The following is a 17296-nucleotide window of genomic DNA, read 5'->3' on the forward strand; positions in this document are numbered from 1 at the left end:
GCCTTATGTTGTGACCTCGACAGGGTCGTAACTTTAAGCCTTCACTCCACAAATTTACTACATTTTTATAAATTGTAAATTATTCAAGGGGAATAATTAGGGGAAAATCAATTTTAAATTAATCTTTCAAAAGCATTATTTCTTATATCCAAAACAAAACTCCCTTTGGCATTACCTTTAGTGTCATTAACTCGTTGTTGATACATATGTTCAGGAGCTACTTTTAACAATTCAACCAAATCTAAAAATTTAATACTCCAAACTCCATTTAAAAATTCTACCTCCTTAACTAAATTTCCCATCTCAAATTTTACAGAATGCCATTCTACCCAAAAATATATAATTATTTCTCTGTAGTTTTTCCAATATCTTTCAGCATCTTTTCTATTAAATACTACCGCATAAGTAGGGTCAATACCATATAAATCATTAGCTTTAAAAAATGGAGTATTTTGAGTTTTTAAATCCGCTATGTATAAATTCGATTTTAATAAGTCAGGAGCATAAGGATTATTAACTTTTTCTGGGTTAATGATTAAATCTAATTTCTCCCCAAATTTATCTACAAAAGCTTCTTCAATTTTTTCACCATCTTTACACCAAAGTGTTTTATTTTGTAAATCTTGCGGGGTAATTTCAATACCATCTTTATTATATTGCTTGTACGCCATCTTCATTTATACATTTCTTCATTAGCGACATAAATACAAGCAGGATTTTTTTCTATTGTAGCACTTACGAACTTTACAAAATCCTCTTCGGAAATATTTTTAGCTCCAGTTAAAGCAATTAAATCTTCCCAGTAAAAAGTATTTTCTTTAGTAGATTTTCTTCTAGCCCATTTCATTATTTGAGTACCATTTCTTACTCTACTAGATGAACTATTTTCGGAATTATCACTATTTTTAATTTGAAGTAGTTCTCCTTTTTCATTACAGAAATCAACTGCATCAATAGAACTTCCCCAACAACAATACCAACCTAAATCGGCTAATCTCAATGATAAATATTCCTCAAGTAAATCCCCAACAATATTTTCAATAGACATTTGTAAACTATGTCCATCAACGATTTTTTTTAAATCATTGTTATTTATAGTATTTATTCTAATTGATAGTATTTTTCCAACAATTGGATCAGGAAAAGTTTTAGAACTATTTCCAGTTCTTACCGATGGTCTATTTTCAAAACCTTTAGTATATTTATCAACAAACTTTACAACGTATTCTTTTAAAGAAATTACATCGTTATAATCATTAGTTTTTTTGGCGTTATACCCAAGAGTTGGCAAATTTTTCACGTCACTAAAAGCCGTTTTTAAAACGACTTCAATATCTTTAGGTAAATTTCCTAAATATTCTTTAGCGTAAGTGAAAATTTTGTCTAATTTATCATCAAATTTTACTTTATTATCCATCGGCAAATATTTTTAGCCAATGTATGAATAATTCGATAATTAATCAAATAGGGAGTAAGTTACTTCTTTGGGAATATTCAGTTTTTCAAACTTTTTAATAAAGTCTTCATATTTAGTGTTAAGGTATCTTGAATGCTTAAAGTTTTCAAAATCTTTATTATCAATATTTTTTAAATGATTTTTTATTTCTCTACCAATAGCTTGACCTAATCCAACAGGAACGGCGTTGCCTATCTGTTTATATTTATCCGAAGAATTACCAGCCAAAATCCAATCAATAGGGAATTGTTGTATAGCTTTATATTCTTCAACACTCAAAGGTCTAATTTCGGTAGGATGACATAAATCCGTGGCTGGCATAGCAGGATTAGTTACTACAGTTGGAGATGGTTTATTCAAATCTAATCTTCTCATAAAACCTGTTTTACCTCCTCCTAGAAAAAAAGCTTTTCCTAAAGCTTCCATTTGTAAATCTAAAGGCAAATCTCTCCAGTTTTGACCACTTTTTAGGTTTTCGTATAATTTTTTTCTTTTATCAGAATAAGTAATAAACTCATGATTTTTAATACCATTAAGTGAATTAAAAGCGTCTTTTAAATTTTGCCATTTAGGTAATCCAAATTCCCCATTTTCTGTATGAGTTGGAGTTAATCTATTTATCTTTTTATCTCCTTTAGTTCCAATAATTACAACTCTTTCTCTAATTTGTGGAGTTCCAAAATTCGCTGAATTATACAAATCAAAATTAATGTTATATCCAGCACTTTCTAATCTCTTAATAACATAGTATAAAGAAGAACCTTTTTCGTTTAAAATACAATCAGGTATTTGCTCAATTATAGAATCTTTTTCATCAATTTGGAGAATAGAAGACATTAATCCTCTAACATTTTCTATTACAAAATATTTAGGTGAGATTTCTTCAATAACTTCTAAATATTTTAAGAAAACATTTCCACGAGAATCAGCAAAACCCAATCGTTTACCAGCAGTACTAAATGCCTGACAAGGTGGACCGCCTACTATAACATCAACTTGATTTTTATTTTTTAATCCAGAAAATTTAATTATTTCTTCGGCTGAATAGTTTCTTATATCTCCAATTAAACCAATTTCAGGTTTATTTAGCGTTATAGTATTTCTACAAGCTTTATCAAATTCACAAGCTAAAACAATATTGTAACCCTCTTTTTCTAAACCAATATCTAAACCTAAAGCACCTGAAAAAAATGAAAGTGTAGTCAATTCATTTTTATTCAATTTTATTTTAGAAATTCTATCTTCAATTACTTCTTTTACCATTCCGTAAAGGTATAATTTTTTTATTTTTTTAGAAAGCTCAACTTTTTTATTATCTTGATTAAAATAAAAGCCAAGTGAAAACTTGGCTTAATCTAACTTCAAAAACTCAATTATTTTAACTAAATCATTTGTTAAAGTATCAGAACTTATCAATTTAAAAGTTCTATATGCTTTTTCATGTTTACCATTTTTACACTTCTTTAATGGTAAATTTGAATTACAATAACACAAATCTTTAAATTTCAAATTTCTTCCTTCAATTCTATCCAAAATCAACCGAGCAATTTTATAATTATCATTAATCATTAAAATATCTTTATAAGATTCCATTACTCCTAAAGTTCCATGTGAATATTCATTACTAAAGTATTTGTTATGAATTTCATAATAAGAATTGTTTCTCAAATAAGGTATTAAAATATGATTAATAAAATCTTTTAATGTCTTTATTTTAGTCTTTAAAAGGATTTCAGCATTTGCTCTAGTCGTGAAACACAAACTTCCATTATCTGTATAGGTATGTCTATCAGCTTTTATAGGTATTCTTGTTAGTAATTCTTTAACTACAGGTAATGAATTTGGAAAATCAGTAAAATTAATTTCAACTTCGTAATAATCCTCATTTAGAATATAAATTCTACCAATAATTTTTTTTTCAACTTCATTATATGTTAAACCCTTAAAAAAAGTTAAAACTTCTTTTACTTGATTTTCAATATCCATACGGTTTTGGTGTTATTAATGAACTTCCCAAAGCACTATGTAATTTATTACTTTGATTTTCTTCATCTTTATCAGCGCCAAGAGGAAATCTATCTCCAAACTGATAACTCCTTAACCTTTCAGAAGCTTTCTTATAATTTTTCTCTTCTTTAGCTTTATCACAATCTTTAAGCAAACTTTCTAATGTAGTCAAGAAATCTTTTTTTCTAGTTTCAGAATAAGTTTCAAATACATTTTCATTCACTGGCGTTGTTGGTCTCAAACATTCAAATTTTTCATTTAATTTTGACAAAACCGTCCTAACAGTTTCTCTAAAGGAATCATCTAAATTATCTTTATCAACATAATTATTAGTTGCAAGAATAGTTAATTCAAATCCGCTAGGTAATTTTAAATTGGTATTATTTAATTCTCTAAAATTTTTCCAAGCTTTTAAACATCTAACTATTGACTCAAGTCTATTTTTATTCTTTTTCTCTTCATTAAACCATTCGTAAAATGATTTTGGGTCACTTAAACACCATCCTTTAGAACGATGAGCAATTTCAATTACATCTCCATTTTTGTAGTATATAGGTAAATCAATATGGTGTCCGTCAGAAAAAACTACTCTAATGCAAGTGTTTTTTCTAATAGGCTTTTGATTAGTATAATTTTCTACAGATTGATAAACCCAGTCATGCCAAGTATCAATATTACGTTTGTTATCTTCTCCTTCATTTTCAATAAAATATACTCCATAATCCAAGTCATATTTATAAATTTTATTTCCATCTGAATCATATTCAATAATTGGATTATTACCAGTGTTCATTTCAAAAGAACCTTGCCCATGAAATTTGGGTTGTAATTCATTAGGTTTATTATCTTTAAACCACTTTTGAATATTTTTTCTAATATTTTTTCTACTTCTTTTCAAATCAAGTTTTTTATTCTCATTTAACTTGATTTCTTTATCAAATTCTATGTATTCTTTATTTAAAGTTGCCATAATCTCTTAATTTAAAATTCATGTTCATTATCATTACTCTTCCAAACCATATCTTTAAAACTTCCTCTAGTTTGATATGGATGTCTATTTGTATAATATTCTCCCTCTAATGTTTTTACTCCATTCTTATTTAAAACTTTTATTATTTCTGTACCATAATGTGGAGGAAATCCTTGCTCTAAACTTCCATCATTCAAATAAGTATATATTAATCTAAAATGCTTTTCATCATCAGTTTTTTCAACAAACATACCCTTATTTACAGAAAGCGAAGATTTGGTTCCATCAGGCTTAATCGAAAATGAATAAACTGTAATTTTAGAACCGCTTTGGCTTATTATTTTCACATGTTTTAATTCTCCTGAATGTGATGCTCCTTTTTCATCAACATAACTATAAATTAAATTCCCTTCATAACGACCAGAAAAGTCATCAATCCAAAAAAGAAATTTAAATGGATTTTTATTCCACAAATATTTTGTAATTATTATTATAAAAAACGACAAAATACTTAAGACAGAAATTGAAAGCAGATATTTCTCTTTAACAATATATATTATAGCGAAAACACCAACAATCAAATAAATTAAGAAATTTGGTTTATAATATTTAAAGTAATCTTTTTCCATACTATCCTTTACTTTTTCTAGGGTCATTAGACTTTGGATAAGTTCTTTCTTCTTGAAATCCACCATCGTTTTTATGGATTTTCAAAGAACCACCACCTTGTTTAACAATAAAATCTCTCGATTGGCTAATAGCATCTTGCTTATTAGAATCAATTACTTTAGAAGCTCTTTCAGCATTCTCTCTTTTTAGTTTGTACACGCCATCTTCATGGACTAAATGAAAATTTTCCATCTTAAAAAATATTAAATTATATGGCGATACGTCGCCAAAATCGAGAAAGGAAAAAAGGATTTGCAGAAGTAAAAAATAGTAGTATATTTGCACCCACAAAACAAAGGACGATTTCCCTTTTCTTTAAAATCGTCCATAGTATATATTTCAAAAGTCCTTACGGTCAGAGGTTGGGACTTTTTTTATTAAGGTTTATTTAACAAGTATTATGCCAGTTAGATAAACAGGACATCTTGTCATATATTTTTCATAACAATTATTCCATTTAACAAAATGTCAGTTATTTCAATATTCAATTTATAAGTTTTGTCATATAAATAATTAGGCAGTTTAAACACAGATTTTTAATCATAAAGAGTATTTGTATCTTAAACCATAAGAAGTGCTTAAAAAATCATTTATTAATAAAATTAAATACAAATAAAGCGAAGAAAGTAATTGACCTTGTTTACTTATCTCCGCTTTGGCTTATTTTTCAATTTCGTTTGGCTCTAAAAAGATTTTTTATTTATTATCGTGTTTATTAAGTTTGGCTTATTCTTCTATTAAGGTTTTATTACTATTAGAATAACTATTAATCTTATTATAGAGTAAACTATTTATTTTGCTCTCAAATTCATATAAAAGTTCTTCTCTTAAAGCAATATTATCAGAAACAAAACTTCTTAAAAGACTAAAAATTTCATTACGATACTTTGTTTTATTTGTTCCAGTATCAATTTTATTAAACAATTCAAATACTTTTTGAAAACCTAATGATTTAATTGCGACAACCATTAAAAACTTCTTCAATTCTGAATAGGTCATATTTTCAAATTCATGTTTAGCATCTTCAAAATTTATGAATTCTATACTTTCAAAAAAGGATTGGATTTGTAATATAATTTCGTTCCAATTTTCAATTATTTTTTCAACGGTATTTGCCTTTTCTTTATAAAAAGAAACGCCACAAACAGAATTTACTTTTACTTCAAATCTTAAATATGTTTTTGTAAATTCAAGGGGTTTATCAGCTTTTATATATCGACCTTTTCTATAATGGCTTTTGGATTTAATTTCGATAGCTTTTTCATAAAGAATAAAGCTGTAGAATTTACCTCTAAAGTACAATGTTGTGTTGCTTTTTTCTTCTCTTTCAAAATCTTTATACCAAACAAAACATTTTAATAAATCTTTAAATTTAGCTTTCAAACAAATCGTTACTCCTGATTCAATTTTAGTATTTCTTCCTTGAAGCATATCATCGTATGAGATACCTGTTTCCAAAGCAATTCTTTTCATACAAATTTGGTATTGAGGTAGAGTTAAATTATCAAGGGTATTACCATTGAAATACCATTTTTTTAAACTTCCATTTATTCTTAATCTGAATATGTCTTCTTCGTCATCGTAGCGTAAAGACAATAATAAAAAGCTATTTCCTCTTTCACTATACAATCTTCTTCTGAAATAATTATACTTTTTAGGCAAAGGTTTTTTGCCTTCTTTCGGTTTAGGAAAATATTCAGTCCATTCTTTTACTCGATTTCTTGTTGAAATAAAATTATCTATATATGTTGTATTATTATCCATGATTTTAAATTTTAAATTAAATTGTTTTTCTTATTTTTTTATACTTACCAGTTTTGAAATTTTGAATATCATATATCATACATATCCTTTTTTAAAAAATCCTCTAAATCTTTTCTAACAATATGTACATAACCTTTCTCTGAACTTTTAGAATATTTTAGACCTTTACATCGGTATCTATAAATAGTTTTTTTAGAATATCCATATTGCTCCTTTATATCATCAAGATCCAAAATATCGGTTGGTAATTTTGGTTTCATTACCTTGACTATTTCAGCCATATTTTTACCTTTTTCAATATTCAGTTCTTTCTTTGTTTTAGCCAATTCAAGAATCTTTCTTTTTATCAATTTTTGATTTATTTGTATTTTAGTTTCCATAGATTAAAATTTTACATTTTTCATTAATTTGCTTAAAGTGTCTTTATCAGTATTCATATAAATTTGAGTAGTCTTTATACTTCGATGCCCCATAGCGACAGATATATAATTAATCGGAAATCCTTGTAAAGCAAGTATAGAACCAAACGTATGGCGTCCATCATGGAAATTAATTTTATTCTTAATTTTAGCAATTTTTCCAATGATTTTTAAATGTCTATTTAATACCGCATTACTCTTTAATTCAAATACTAAATCATCGTCTTTCTTTTTATCAAAACCATATTTTTTCAAGATTTTTAGCCAATAATTATTGAAAGGAATAGTAACTTCTGTCTTAGTTTTAATTTGCCTCTTTATTATTTCCTTATTATCAATAATGTCTTTTTTCTTCAAAACTTTTATATCGCAATCTCTCAATCCTGTATAGCAACTAAACAAAAACAAATCTCTAGTATATTCCAATCCTTTAGTTAAATTCCCTAGTTTTAAGTCGGCATTTCTTAATCGTTCTAAATCATCAGGATTTAAAAAGTTCTTTCGTGGTTCTTCGTGTAATTTTTTAATTTTTTTAGTAGGGCTTTCAGTAATTTTTTTTGCATCAATTAATAAATTTAATACAGCTTTAAAATTTTTTATATGATTATTAATTCCAGAATTACCAATCTCTAAATCTACTTTTAAGAAGTACATAAAATCTTCAATGAAAATTTTATCTATTTCATCAAGTGTTAGTTTTGGTCTAAACATTTTCAATTTATTTCTCAAATTTTTATAATGATTTTGTGTACCAATAGCTATATTTTCAATAGCAAACTTTTTATTAAGAACTTCATCAAAATGGAAATAAAAGTCGTTATTGATTATAATTTTATCTTCTCCTTTAATTTTCTTCAAGATAGTTTCCTTTGTAAATACTTCATCATTATTTTCCATCTCTAAAAGAATCTTGTAAATTCTACTTTCTTCTTTCATTAGAACATTTTTTAATAATGAATCTTTTGGGCATTTTTTCTTTTCGTCCCATTGACTAGGGTGAATTAATTTTCCAGAGGGTGTTTTAGTTTTTCCTCCACGATAAATAATCTGAAAGTAAATAGGACATCTTCCAGTTCCATCTTTTCTTGGTTGCTCTTTTCTTAAAATAGCTTTAACCGAAAACGAATTTTTCATTGGGTTTTAAAATTTAATAATTAATAATTCAAACTGTTTTCTTTACTTAATACTCGGAAATCAATTTTTTTTTTGGCGATTTTGCATATTTAACATTTCATTAACACTTTGATTTTGGGTAATAAAAAAGCGACCTAGTCAAAGTCGCTTATTTTACAGGGGTTAAGAGGATTTTACTCTTTCAAAGAAAAATTATAAGTTAAGTAGCCAAATTGTCTTTCAGGGGCATTTAAATCGGATTCCCATTTTGTATTTTTAGCATTAATTTTAGCAATATTAATTAAACAAGAACTGGCTTTAGTTCCATTACTATTAACAACATTTAATACATTACCATTTCTATCTACTATAACTTCAATGATAACTTTACCAAATTCATTACATGTATTTTCTACAACTGGCTTATATCTAATTTTTCGCCCAACTAAAGGACTTTCTTCCAATCCTTTATTAGGTTCGTTAACAGAGTTAGTTTTATCGTTATTAGATTTTAAGTTTTTTAAAGTATCGTTGTTTTTTTTATTCGATTGTAAAGTATCTTTTTCGGTTTGTTTTACTTTTAAATCAAATGCCTTATTTTTTTTACCAAATAATTTTTTTCCAATATTATTAACTACATAACTATTACTTGCTTCATACTCATAGTAATATACAGCATTACTTGTTTTTTCTACTAAATCTTCTGGATTAATACTTATTTCATTGTCACAAGAACCCCTATAAAAAGGAAATGGTTCAATTAAATAATAAGTTTCTTCTTTTTTTATAGTAAAAGTTTTTACAAGTCCCAAGCACCCATTCATTGGGTCTTCACGAACACTTAATTCGTCTGAACCATCATTATCTAAATCTCCTTCATTTATAAGTATAAACCAATAAAAATCATCTTTTATAGGTTTAATATTAGCATCAGAAAAGCAAACTTCATATACATCGGGAGAACCATCTTCTAAAGGATTTCCAACTCCTTTTTTTATTAGTTTTCTATAAGCATATTCAATTTTTTTATCTCCATTAAAATCTCCATAAATTGAATCACCAACTTTATTATTAACCTTTTGTCCAATTGTATTATTTACAAATAATATTACAAATAATGCTGAAAAGAATATTCTATCCATACTAAAAATTTCAGCTAATATAGTAATTTGTATAATATATGCGGTAAATTTTAAGCGACTTTATTTCCAATTTTCCACTCTATGGAAAATTTAGATAGAAATATAGATTTAAAAATCAAGGAAATATCTCAAAAACTTAAAGAACTCAGATTATCAAGAGGTTATACAAGTTATGAAACATTTGCCTTTGAAAACGAACTAAATAGAGTTCAATATTGGAGAATAGAATCAGGTCAGAATATTACATTAAAGACTTTGATTAAAGTATTAGAAATACATCAAATTTCTTTGGCTGAATTCTTCAAAGATTTATGAAAATTTACAAAGGGGAATAATTAGGGGAATAAAGTTGTCCAATATTGTCCTTTAAAGTCCATTAATGTCCAACAAAAAACCCGCAAATAGCGGGTTTTAATGTGGGTTAAGAGATTTTTACTCTTAAAAGTCGTGACCTCGACAGAAAAAAAACTTGAAGCGTGAGCCCTTTAAAATCAAGGAAAATTTTTCTTATTGGGGAGTTTTTGGGTAGTAAAAATTTTATTTAGCCTTTTAATGAGTTCCCCATTTTTATCAGAAAATATTAACTCTAATTCCAAACTATTTGTCTTTTTCTTTTGCGATTTCATTTATTTTTTCAATTACAGACTTCTTTTCTAAGTATTTCAAAAGTGTTTTTTCGAATGGATCGTTAGAACTGTATATTTCTGGATCTTCTGCAACCATTTGAAAATTTTCACTATTAAATTCAATTGTGCCTTCTCCGTATAACAACCAATGTACATTCAAATTTGGGAGTGATTCATGTAATTGGTTTAATATATTAATGCCAAGCGGTCTTTTATCTGCCATTACACTAACCAGATTATTATATTCAAATCCAAATTTTTCACAAAATTCTTTTTTCTTAAAACCTTGTTTTTCAATGTAGTATGTTAATCTTTTTCCTGTGCTCATAGCTTTTTATTAAAAAAACAATCAAAAATTATTGTATAATCAAAAATGATTGTTATTTTTGTATAGTTAAAGTATAAAAATGTATAGTAAATATACGCAATAAAAAGATAAATCTAAATAGCACTTTTATATGATAAAAAAAACTGAAAAAATAAAGTTAAAAAAAGTCCTTAAGAGTAAATGGATACCAGAAGTTATGAGTAAACTTGCTGAAAAAGAAATACTTAGTAAAAAAGGTGTTCCTTATACAAAGGCATATATATCACATGTTTTTAACGGTATAAATTCTAACGATGATATCGAAATTGCAATTTTTGAGGTATATAATGAGAGAAAAAATAAACAATCAAATTTGAGAGTTTTTAAAAAAGAGATATTATAAAATTAAAAAAACCCAGAAGGTGGCTCTTCTGGGTTTTAAAGAAATCATTAATTAAAACAATTCCCTTATGAACGACAAATTTAAAACAAGTCAATTAATCCACCAAATTCCTGCAGGATTATTAGTAGGCGATAATTCAACAGAATTATTTGCTTGTAGAGAAACAAAGAAGGTATATGCTTTGTCAAATGGTAAAACAATGCCTTTTGAAAAGCTAGAACCAAAAAAGATTTCATTATTATTTGAAAAATTATTGGATGATGAAAAGGCACTTAATGATTTAAAGCACCTTTCTCAACAAGAAGCTATAGAGCAATTTGCTTTTTGTATTTATGGAGCTGCCGATCATTTTCCTGATTTTGATCTAAATGGAAATTTATCTGAAGCTGACAATTTTATTTGTTCCAATGATTGTCAATGCTTGAAATGGAAATCAAAAACAATTACAGTTGATGGACAAAAATTAACCCCACGACAAATACAAATCATACAACTTTTAGCTTCTGATTATCCAGATAAGCAAATTGCAGATACACTGTCTATTTCAGAAAGCACCCTTAATACTCACAAAGCACAATTATTCTCAAAGTTTTCTGTGAGTTCTAAAACTGGCCTTATAAAAAAAGCTATTGAACAAAAAATAATACAATAATGAAATACTCTTTAAAATATTCGGCTAACGAAGCACTTGAAATGGTAAAGGAATTTTATCCTAATAATTGGCTTCAAAAAATAGAAACTAATAAACAACACCTTTTAAATCTTTCTAAAAGACATAAAATAAGTTGTAAAAAAGCATACGAAAAATTTATAATGCCATTGGCAGCAGAATATGAAGCCATATTATTTTTTGTAGCTCTTAACAAACTTCTAGAAATAGAAAATTCAACAAATCCAGAAAAGCTTTCAAAGTTGGAAGAATTACAAAAAACTAATCAAAAAGTCGCGGATCAACTTTTTTCACTTGAAAAATCAGAAACTATTAGTCATGGAGACAAAAAAATTATTAGATCCTTTTATAACAATAAACAAAAGGAACTTACCTCGCAAATTAATGAACTTATTAACTCCTTCGAAGTTATTGAACCCGAACTCATCATCTACCAGCAAGGATTGTTCAGTCAGTGAATTTTACGATAAATATATAAAACAGAAAAAATGACACGAGAAGAATTTAATAAATATGACAAAAGAATAACTAGAATTCTATGGTTTTCTTTTGGCTTCGTGGTTGGGGCATTAATAATGTTGTACTGCCTTTAAAAGATAATTTATGTATAAACAAGAATCAATAGATAGAATAAGAGAAGCAGATATACACACCATTATATCGAACTATGCCGTATTAAAAAAGTCCGGTTCTTTGTGGGAATGTAAATCTCCATTTAATCCAGAAGAGCGTTCTCCTTCATTCAAAGTTTCAACAGTAAAAAACAACTTCGTTTGTTATTCAACACAACAATCTGGTGATGGATTAAAGTTTGTGATGCTTATTGATAAATGCACTTTTATTGAAGCTGTTGAAAAGATTGCTTCAATATGTAATATTACTTTAGAAAGAGAAGAAGAGACAGAAGAAGTAAAAAGAAAGCGTTCAGAAAGAGAAGAGCATTATATATTAATGGAATGGGCTTCTAAACAGTATCAAAAATCGTTTAGAAATTTACCTTCTGAGCATTGGGTTAAACAAATGATTATCGATCGAGATATCAATGAGGAAACCATTATTTCTTTTGGTATTGGATATGCAAAAGATGATTGGAAATTTTTAACCAATATACTACTTGATAATGCAAAATTTGAATTAGGTAAAAGCTCAGGTTTAATTAGCGTAAAAGATTCTAATTCTTATGATTTTTTCAAGAATAGATTTATGTTTCCTATTCACGATGTGAATGGAAATGTAATTGGTTTTGGTGGCCGATGTGCCGAAGATGATCCTGCAAAGGAAAATGGTAGAAAGTATATTAATTCTAAGGAAACTTTAATTTATTCAAAATCAAAATCTTTATACGGTATTTTCCAAGCTAAAAATAGCATTGTTAAAAGTAGAACGGCTGTTTTAGTAGAAGGATATACAGATGTTACTGCTTTGCACCAAAATGGGTGTGACATGGCAGTTGCTTCTGGAGGAACTGCTTTAACTGATGATCAATGTAAATTGATAAAACGTTTTGCAGACCAAGTAATCATTTGTCGTGATAACGATGGTTTTAAAGAGAATGGAGAACCAAAGGCAGGAACAAAGGCTGCTCTTGAAGATATTGATAAATTATTATTTCATGGTCTAAAAGTAAGAGTAGTTTTATTTCCTGTGGGAGAGGACCCAGATAGTTATTCAAGGAAAATTAAAGAAGAATGTGCTTCGCCATCAACAAAGAGAAATGGAAATCTTGTAGCGTATGAAAATATCAAGGATTATATTTTCGATAATTCCCAAGATGCAGTTATTTGGAAAACTACTTTTCTAAAAAATCAAGCAGCTAATGATCCAGATAAACTTTCCGAGTGTGTAAATAAAGTTTGTGAAATGCTTTTTCAAATTAAGGATGATGTAAAACATAATGCTTACTTAGTAGAGTGTAAAAAACTACTGAAACAGCCTGTTGCTGTTATGAAAAGTATAATTACTGATTTAAGTGAAAAGGCAATAGAAAATTTTCAAAATGCTACTGGTAGAAATGATAGAGCTACTGCAGAAGATTTAGGACTTCCAGAAGGAGCAGATTTTGAAGAGTTTAAAAAGTTTAGGTTTTGTACAATTGAAAATGCGTGTTGGTTTCAAGGCCGTTCTGGTTCATTTTTTAAAGGAACTAATTATAGAATAACTCCATTATTTCACGTTTATGGGAAAAGTGACAATAAAAGGCTTTGTGAAATTATAAATGAGGTTGGTTCCAAAAAACTAATCGATTTTGATTCTTCGGCTTTTGTAAGTAGAAATAAGTTTGATGAAGCTTTAATTAATGAGGGGTTCTTCGTTTCTACTGAAAACTTTGATTCCAAACAATTTACATTAATGAAGAATAGAATCTTATCTGATTTTATTTTGGCTTTTGAATTAAAAACTTTAGGATGGCAAAAGGAAGGCTTTTTTGCCTTTGCAAATTGTGTCTATTACAATGGCATAATTAAAAATGTAAATAATTACGGAATTGTTCAAGTTGAAACAGATAGTCCTGATGAATCAGAATATTTTGAAGAGGTAAAACACTATTATTCTCCTGCATTTTCAGAAATATATAAACACACTAGAGAAGATGATGATCCATATGAAAATGATAGATATTTTGTGTACAAAATAAGTCCAGTAACTCTTAATACTTGGATGGCTCAAATGAAGCTCGTTTATAAAGAAAAATGTATCGAAGGCATTTGTAGTGTTTTCTTTGCTTTATTTAGAGATCTTTTTATTAAAACTCATGCGGTTTCTCCTATTTTGTTTTTATCAGGAGAAAAAGGTTCTGGAAAGTCTAAATATGCTGAAAGTTTAGCTTCATTATTTACCTATAAACAACCTGCTTTCGATTTGAATGCTTCCACAATTCCTGCATTTTCAAGAAGAATTGCAAGAACTAAAAATGCCATTACAATATTAGAGGAGTTCAACGATAATATTCATGTAACTATTCTTCAAAGTTTAAAAGGTTCTTATGATAACAGAGGTCGTGAAATAGGAGCATATTCTTCAGACAATAGAACAAAGGTTGGTAAAGTAAACTCTTTCATAGTAATGTTAGGACAATATTTATCTACTTGGGATGATAACTCTATTACTTCAAGAAGTATTATTCAACATTTTATTAAGCCAACTGAAAACTTTACTCAAGAAGAAATAGGTCATTATGATTTATTAAAAAAATGGGAAGAACAAGGTTTAACAAGTTTAATTATTGAAATTCTTAATTATAGAAAAGAAGTAGAGGAACATTATATAAAGACCTATACAAAATTATATTCTAAGTATAAAAAAGAGCTTAAAAACTTTGATTATCAAGAGAGAATGCTTCAAAATTATGTCGTAATAATGACACCATTAACTGTTCTTTGGGAAAAATTCACTTTCCCGTTTTCTTTTGAAGAAATGGAAAAACAATTTAAAAACGCAATTCTGGATTCATCAGATATGATTGTTGAAAGTGAAGGATTAGCTGAATTCTGGAGAACTTTAGAATATCTATTAGATAGACAACCTTTCGCTTTACTAAAAAGTGGGTACCACTTTAAAATTGACACACCACTTTCATTAAAACTTCAAGGTAGAAAACAAGAAAAAGATATTGAATGGACAAATGATGGTAGAAAAAGAATTTTGTATTTACGATTAAATGCAGTACACCAACTATATCACAAAGAAGTTTCAACAAGAGAAGGTGTAGATGTAATAGGAGAAAATACACTTCGTAATTACTTTAAATCTAAAAAATACTTTATTGGTTCTAAGAAAAGTGAACGTTTCGAAGATACTGCTACATCTGCTTATATTTTTGACTACGACATGATGGAAAATGCAGGAGTAGTAAACCTTGTTAGACAAAAAGATGATCCATTTAAAAAAGAAGGAGAACCTACAAAAGAAGAGAATGTAAATACTAACTCTGGAGATCAGGATGATTTACCATTTTAATTTAAAACCAAAATGAGCGGAAACACAAAAAAAACAATAGCATTTAATTATTTTGGAGGAAAGTTTACTTGGTTAGATCACTTATACCAAAACTTCCCAGATGATTTTACACATCTTATAGACTTATTTGGAGGTAGCTTTTCAGTTTCTTTAAATTATAAAGGGAAAGTAGTTAAAACTGCTAATGAACTAAATGAAGATATTACAAATTTTTTTGAAGTTCTGAGAAATAACGAATCTGATTTAATCCGATTATTATTATTAACTCCTTGTTCAAATCTTGAATATAATAACTGTTGGAAAACTTCTTCTGACAAAATAGAACAAGCAAGAAGATTTTATGTAAGAGTTCGTCAGAGTTTTTTTGGATTAGGTGCTCAACATAAAAATAAAGGATGGCACATGGCAAAAACTCAAGTAAATGCAAATGGAGGGGAAACTGTAAGTAAGTGGAATAATGCTATCGAAAAACTTCATGATGTTGCAGAAGTTATTAGATCTAATTTTCAAATTACAAATTTTGATTTTTTAGAATGTATTGATAAAATTGATTTTGATAAAGCTTTTTTTTATTGTGATCCTCCATATCCAAAAGAAACTAGAGCATCTTTTAATGATTATAAATTTGAATTCTCAACAGAGAAACATATCGAATTAGCAAATAAACTTCATAAAATTAAAGGCCTTGCTATGGTAAGTAGTTATAATTCTAAATTATATAATGATTTATATAAAGATTGGTATAAAATCGAATTCCCAATTAAATGTAACAACATAAGATCAGGGATTGTTCAAGAAGTAATATGGACTAATTATAAACCAAATAAAACTGATTTATTTAATATTTAAAACTATGCCAAAAGTAGCAATACATATAAGAGTGGCTGTAAAATCAGATTTTTTTGCACTCGATAATACACCACATTATGGGACTGTATATTTTCTGAAAAACAGTGCAGGAAATTTTGAACTACAACCCTATTATTTAACAAAAGATACAGATAAAAAGGAGTTTAACCAATGGTTCAAAAACAAACAAATATATGTTTTTAAACGTCTTTTTGAACCAATAGAAATAATAGAATAACACAAAAATTAAGTTCAATTTATTAAAACCAATAATTAATTATGAGTAAATCAGAAACACCAAGAGCTAAAAAAAACCAAGTTTATGTAGCAAACGAATTAAAATTTGAAAGCAACAAAGTAGAAGAAGCAGCTGCTGAAGTTCAAAAACTTCAAAAAGAAGCAACACCTTCAATTACTCTTGTTAACCACGTAGCTCAAGTAACGCACCTTTATAAAAAAGAGCGATACGATAAAAACTACAAAATTACAAAAGGAGTTTATCCAATGGAGTTTCCTGTAGCCGTACAAGAAACTGTATAAACTCTTTACAATTAAAACTCTAACGTTCTTACCGTAATGAAAAACGCCTTTTCAGTTCACAACTAGGTTGAGAGTTAACCTAGTTTATTTTTTATTAATTCTAAAAATTACAATTATGGGTAAAGCTTCTAAACAATTTGCAAATAAAATGATTCGATACCAGGAGAAAATGAAAATGGATATCGAAGACAATAAAGATGATCCAGATTTTATTGAAATGGTTAAAGCTATGGATCCTAAGAAATCATACAACATTAAAAAAAACGATACAGTACTTTTTTTAGGAAATAAGCTTCTAGGCTCAAAATGGAAAAGTATTTTTCAAATTACCGAATAACAAAATAAATAGCAATGTGGCCAGAGCTATTATTTATTAATAATTAAAATGTAAACCTTATGAAAAC

At 27.6% G+C, this 17296-nt stretch carries 21 protein-coding genes; 9 read left to right on the forward strand and 12 right to left on the reverse strand.

The window, feature by feature from the left end; all coding sequences use genetic code 11:
* Positions 1-113 precede the first annotated feature (113 nt).
* The 11 genes from LXD69_RS09980 to LXD69_RS10030 form a co-directional block, all read right to left on the reverse strand.
* Positions 114-671, reverse strand: a complete 558-nt coding sequence (locus LXD69_RS09980; RefSeq protein WP_246915038.1) for a hypothetical protein — start codon at positions 669-671, stop codon at positions 114-116.
* Positions 672-673: 2 nt separating this feature from the next.
* Positions 674-1417: a SinI family restriction endonuclease gene (locus tag LXD69_RS09985; RefSeq protein WP_246915041.1), complete on the reverse strand. Its 744-nt coding sequence runs from the start codon at positions 1415-1417 to the stop codon at positions 674-676.
* A 39-nt stretch (positions 1418-1456) separates the two neighbouring features.
* Positions 1457-2719: a DNA cytosine methyltransferase gene (locus LXD69_RS09990; protein WP_246915044.1), complete on the reverse strand. Its 1263-nt coding sequence runs from the start codon at positions 2717-2719 to the stop codon at positions 1457-1459.
* An 87-nt stretch (positions 2720-2806) separates the two neighbouring features.
* Positions 2807-3442 carry a hypothetical protein gene (locus LXD69_RS09995; protein ID WP_246915047.1) on the reverse strand — a complete coding sequence of 212 codons (636 nt, stop codon included), beginning with the start codon at positions 3440-3442 and terminating at the stop codon, positions 2807-2809.
* Positions 3432-4433, reverse strand: coding sequence for a cyclic GMP-AMP synthase DncV-like nucleotidyltransferase (locus tag LXD69_RS10000; protein WP_246915050.1), 1002 nt, complete (start codon positions 4431-4433; stop codon positions 3432-3434). Before LXD69_RS10000 ends, LXD69_RS09995 begins: the two co-directional genes overlap by 11 nt.
* Before the next feature lie 11 nt (positions 4434-4444).
* On the reverse strand, positions 4445-5089 hold the full coding sequence (locus LXD69_RS10005; RefSeq protein WP_246915053.1) for a Cap15 family cyclic dinucleotide receptor domain-containing protein: 645 nt from the start codon (positions 5087-5089) through the stop codon (positions 4445-4447).
* Positions 5064-5294 (reverse strand): DUF2188 domain-containing protein, encoded by a 231-nt coding sequence (locus LXD69_RS10010; RefSeq protein WP_246915056.1) that lies wholly within the window; start codon positions 5292-5294, stop codon positions 5064-5066. Before LXD69_RS10010 ends, LXD69_RS10005 begins: the two co-directional genes overlap by 26 nt.
* Before the next feature lie 534 nt (positions 5295-5828).
* The gene (locus tag LXD69_RS10015) at positions 5829-6866 is read right to left on the reverse strand and encodes a hypothetical protein (RefSeq protein ID WP_246915059.1); all 1038 of its coding nucleotides are present in this window, start codon (positions 6864-6866) and stop codon (positions 5829-5831) included.
* Between the two features lie 68 nt (positions 6867-6934).
* On the reverse strand, positions 6935-7246 hold the full coding sequence (locus LXD69_RS10020; protein ID WP_246915062.1) for a hypothetical protein: 312 nt from the start codon (positions 7244-7246) through the stop codon (positions 6935-6937).
* Positions 7247-7249: 3 nt separating this feature from the next.
* Entirely contained in the window at positions 7250-8419 is a 1170-nt protein-coding gene (locus LXD69_RS10025) for a site-specific integrase (protein WP_246915065.1), read from the reverse strand.
* Between the two features lie 173 nt (positions 8420-8592).
* On the reverse strand, positions 8593-9540 hold the full coding sequence (locus tag LXD69_RS10030; RefSeq protein WP_246915068.1) for a hypothetical protein: 948 nt from the start codon (positions 9538-9540) through the stop codon (positions 8593-8595).
* A gap of 81 nt (positions 9541-9621) precedes the next feature.
* Between LXD69_RS10030 and LXD69_RS10035 the strand changes: the two genes are divergently transcribed.
* Positions 9622-9855: a helix-turn-helix domain-containing protein gene (locus tag LXD69_RS10035; RefSeq protein ID WP_088400787.1), complete on the forward strand. Its 234-nt coding sequence runs from the start codon at positions 9622-9624 to the stop codon at positions 9853-9855.
* 282 nt (positions 9856-10137) lie between these two features.
* Here LXD69_RS10035 and LXD69_RS10040 read toward each other — a convergent pair whose 3' ends face one another.
* Entirely contained in the window at positions 10138-10494 is a 357-nt protein-coding gene (locus tag LXD69_RS10040) for a hypothetical protein (RefSeq protein ID WP_246915071.1), read from the reverse strand.
* Between the two features lie 130 nt (positions 10495-10624).
* Between LXD69_RS10040 and LXD69_RS10045 the strand changes: the two genes are divergently transcribed.
* The 8 genes from LXD69_RS10045 to LXD69_RS10080 all read left to right on the forward strand — a co-directional run bounded on the left by LXD69_RS10045 (position 10625) and on the right by LXD69_RS10080 (position 17229).
* Positions 10625-10876: a hypothetical protein gene (locus LXD69_RS10045; RefSeq protein WP_246915074.1), complete on the forward strand. Its 252-nt coding sequence runs from the start codon at positions 10625-10627 to the stop codon at positions 10874-10876.
* 67 nt (positions 10877-10943) lie between these two features.
* Entirely contained in the window at positions 10944-11528 is a 585-nt protein-coding gene (locus LXD69_RS10050; RefSeq protein ID WP_246915077.1) for a response regulator transcription factor, read from the forward strand.
* Positions 11528-12004 (forward strand): hypothetical protein, encoded by a 477-nt coding sequence (locus tag LXD69_RS10055; protein ID WP_246915080.1) that lies wholly within the window; start codon positions 11528-11530, stop codon positions 12002-12004. The genes LXD69_RS10050 and LXD69_RS10055 overlap by 1 nt, the downstream gene beginning before the upstream one ends.
* Before the next feature lie 145 nt (positions 12005-12149).
* On the forward strand, positions 12150-15503 hold the full coding sequence (gene dnaG / locus LXD69_RS10060; protein ID WP_246915083.1) for a DNA primase: 3354 nt from the start codon (positions 12150-12152) through the stop codon (positions 15501-15503).
* A 12-nt stretch (positions 15504-15515) separates the two neighbouring features.
* Complete coding sequence (locus LXD69_RS10065) at positions 15516-16352, forward strand: DNA adenine methylase (protein WP_246915086.1); 837 nt, start codon at positions 15516-15518, stop codon at positions 16350-16352.
* A gap of 4 nt (positions 16353-16356) precedes the next feature.
* On the forward strand, positions 16357-16590 hold the full coding sequence (locus LXD69_RS10070; protein ID WP_246915089.1) for a hypothetical protein: 234 nt from the start codon (positions 16357-16359) through the stop codon (positions 16588-16590).
* A 41-nt stretch (positions 16591-16631) separates the two neighbouring features.
* Complete coding sequence (locus LXD69_RS10075) at positions 16632-16892, forward strand: hypothetical protein (protein WP_246915092.1); 261 nt, start codon at positions 16632-16634, stop codon at positions 16890-16892.
* Between the two features lie 115 nt (positions 16893-17007).
* Complete coding sequence (locus LXD69_RS10080; protein WP_246915094.1) at positions 17008-17229, forward strand: hypothetical protein; 222 nt, start codon at positions 17008-17010, stop codon at positions 17227-17229.
* Positions 17230-17296 lie beyond the last annotated feature (67 nt).

Source organism: Flavobacterium sediminilitoris (genome assembly GCF_023008245.1).
Taxonomy (GTDB): Bacteria; Bacteroidota; Bacteroidia; order Flavobacteriales; family Flavobacteriaceae; genus Flavobacterium; species Flavobacterium sediminilitoris.

Coding starts and splice junctions, on each gene's coding strand:
- LXD69_RS10070 (WP_246915089.1), top strand. CDS start 16,357: ATGCCAAAAGTAGCAATACATATAAGAGTGGCTGTAAAATCAGATTTT.
- LXD69_RS09985 (WP_246915041.1), bottom strand. CDS start 1,417: ATGGATAATAAAGTAAAATTTGATGATAAATTAGACAAAATTTTCACT.
- LXD69_RS09995 (WP_246915047.1), bottom strand. CDS start 3,442: ATGGATATTGAAAATCAAGTAAAAGAAGTTTTAACTTTTTTTAAGGGT.
- LXD69_RS10075 (WP_246915092.1), top strand. CDS start 16,632: ATGAGTAAATCAGAAACACCAAGAGCTAAAAAAAACCAAGTTTATGTA.
- LXD69_RS10040 (WP_246915071.1), bottom strand. CDS start 10,494: ATGAGCACAGGAAAAAGATTAACATACTACATTGAAAAACAAGGTTTT.
- LXD69_RS10055 (WP_246915080.1), top strand. CDS start 11,528: ATGAAATACTCTTTAAAATATTCGGCTAACGAAGCACTTGAAATGGTA.
- LXD69_RS10035 (WP_088400787.1), top strand. CDS start 9,622: ATGGAAAATTTAGATAGAAATATAGATTTAAAAATCAAGGAAATATCT.
- LXD69_RS10050 (WP_246915077.1), top strand. CDS start 10,944: ATGAACGACAAATTTAAAACAAGTCAATTAATCCACCAAATTCCTGCA.
- LXD69_RS10080 (WP_246915094.1), top strand. CDS start 17,008: ATGGGTAAAGCTTCTAAACAATTTGCAAATAAAATGATTCGATACCAG.
- LXD69_RS10025 (WP_246915065.1), bottom strand. CDS start 8,419: ATGAAAAATTCGTTTTCGGTTAAAGCTATTTTAAGAAAAGAGCAACCA.
- LXD69_RS09990 (WP_246915044.1), bottom strand. CDS start 2,719: ATGGTAAAAGAAGTAATTGAAGATAGAATTTCTAAAATAAAATTGAAT.
- LXD69_RS10000 (WP_246915050.1), bottom strand. CDS start 4,433: ATGGCAACTTTAAATAAAGAATACATAGAATTTGATAAAGAAATCAAG.
- LXD69_RS10030 (WP_246915068.1), bottom strand. CDS start 9,540: ATGGATAGAATATTCTTTTCAGCATTATTTGTAATATTATTTGTAAAT.
- LXD69_RS10065 (WP_246915086.1), top strand. CDS start 15,516: ATGAGCGGAAACACAAAAAAAACAATAGCATTTAATTATTTTGGAGGA.
- LXD69_RS10045 (WP_246915074.1), top strand. CDS start 10,625: ATGATAAAAAAAACTGAAAAAATAAAGTTAAAAAAAGTCCTTAAGAGT.
- LXD69_RS09980 (WP_246915038.1), bottom strand. CDS start 671: ATGGCGTACAAGCAATATAATAAAGATGGTATTGAAATTACCCCGCAA.
- LXD69_RS10005 (WP_246915053.1), bottom strand. CDS start 5,089: ATGACCCTAGAAAAAGTAAAGGATAGTATGGAAAAAGATTACTTTAAA.
- LXD69_RS10015 (WP_246915059.1), bottom strand. CDS start 6,866: ATGGATAATAATACAACATATATAGATAATTTTATTTCAACAAGAAAT.
- dnaG (WP_246915083.1), top strand. CDS start 12,150: ATGTATAAACAAGAATCAATAGATAGAATAAGAGAAGCAGATATACAC.
- LXD69_RS10010 (WP_246915056.1), bottom strand. CDS start 5,294: ATGGAAAATTTTCATTTAGTCCATGAAGATGGCGTGTACAAACTAAAA.
- LXD69_RS10020 (WP_246915062.1), bottom strand. CDS start 7,246: ATGGAAACTAAAATACAAATAAATCAAAAATTGATAAAAAGAAAGATT.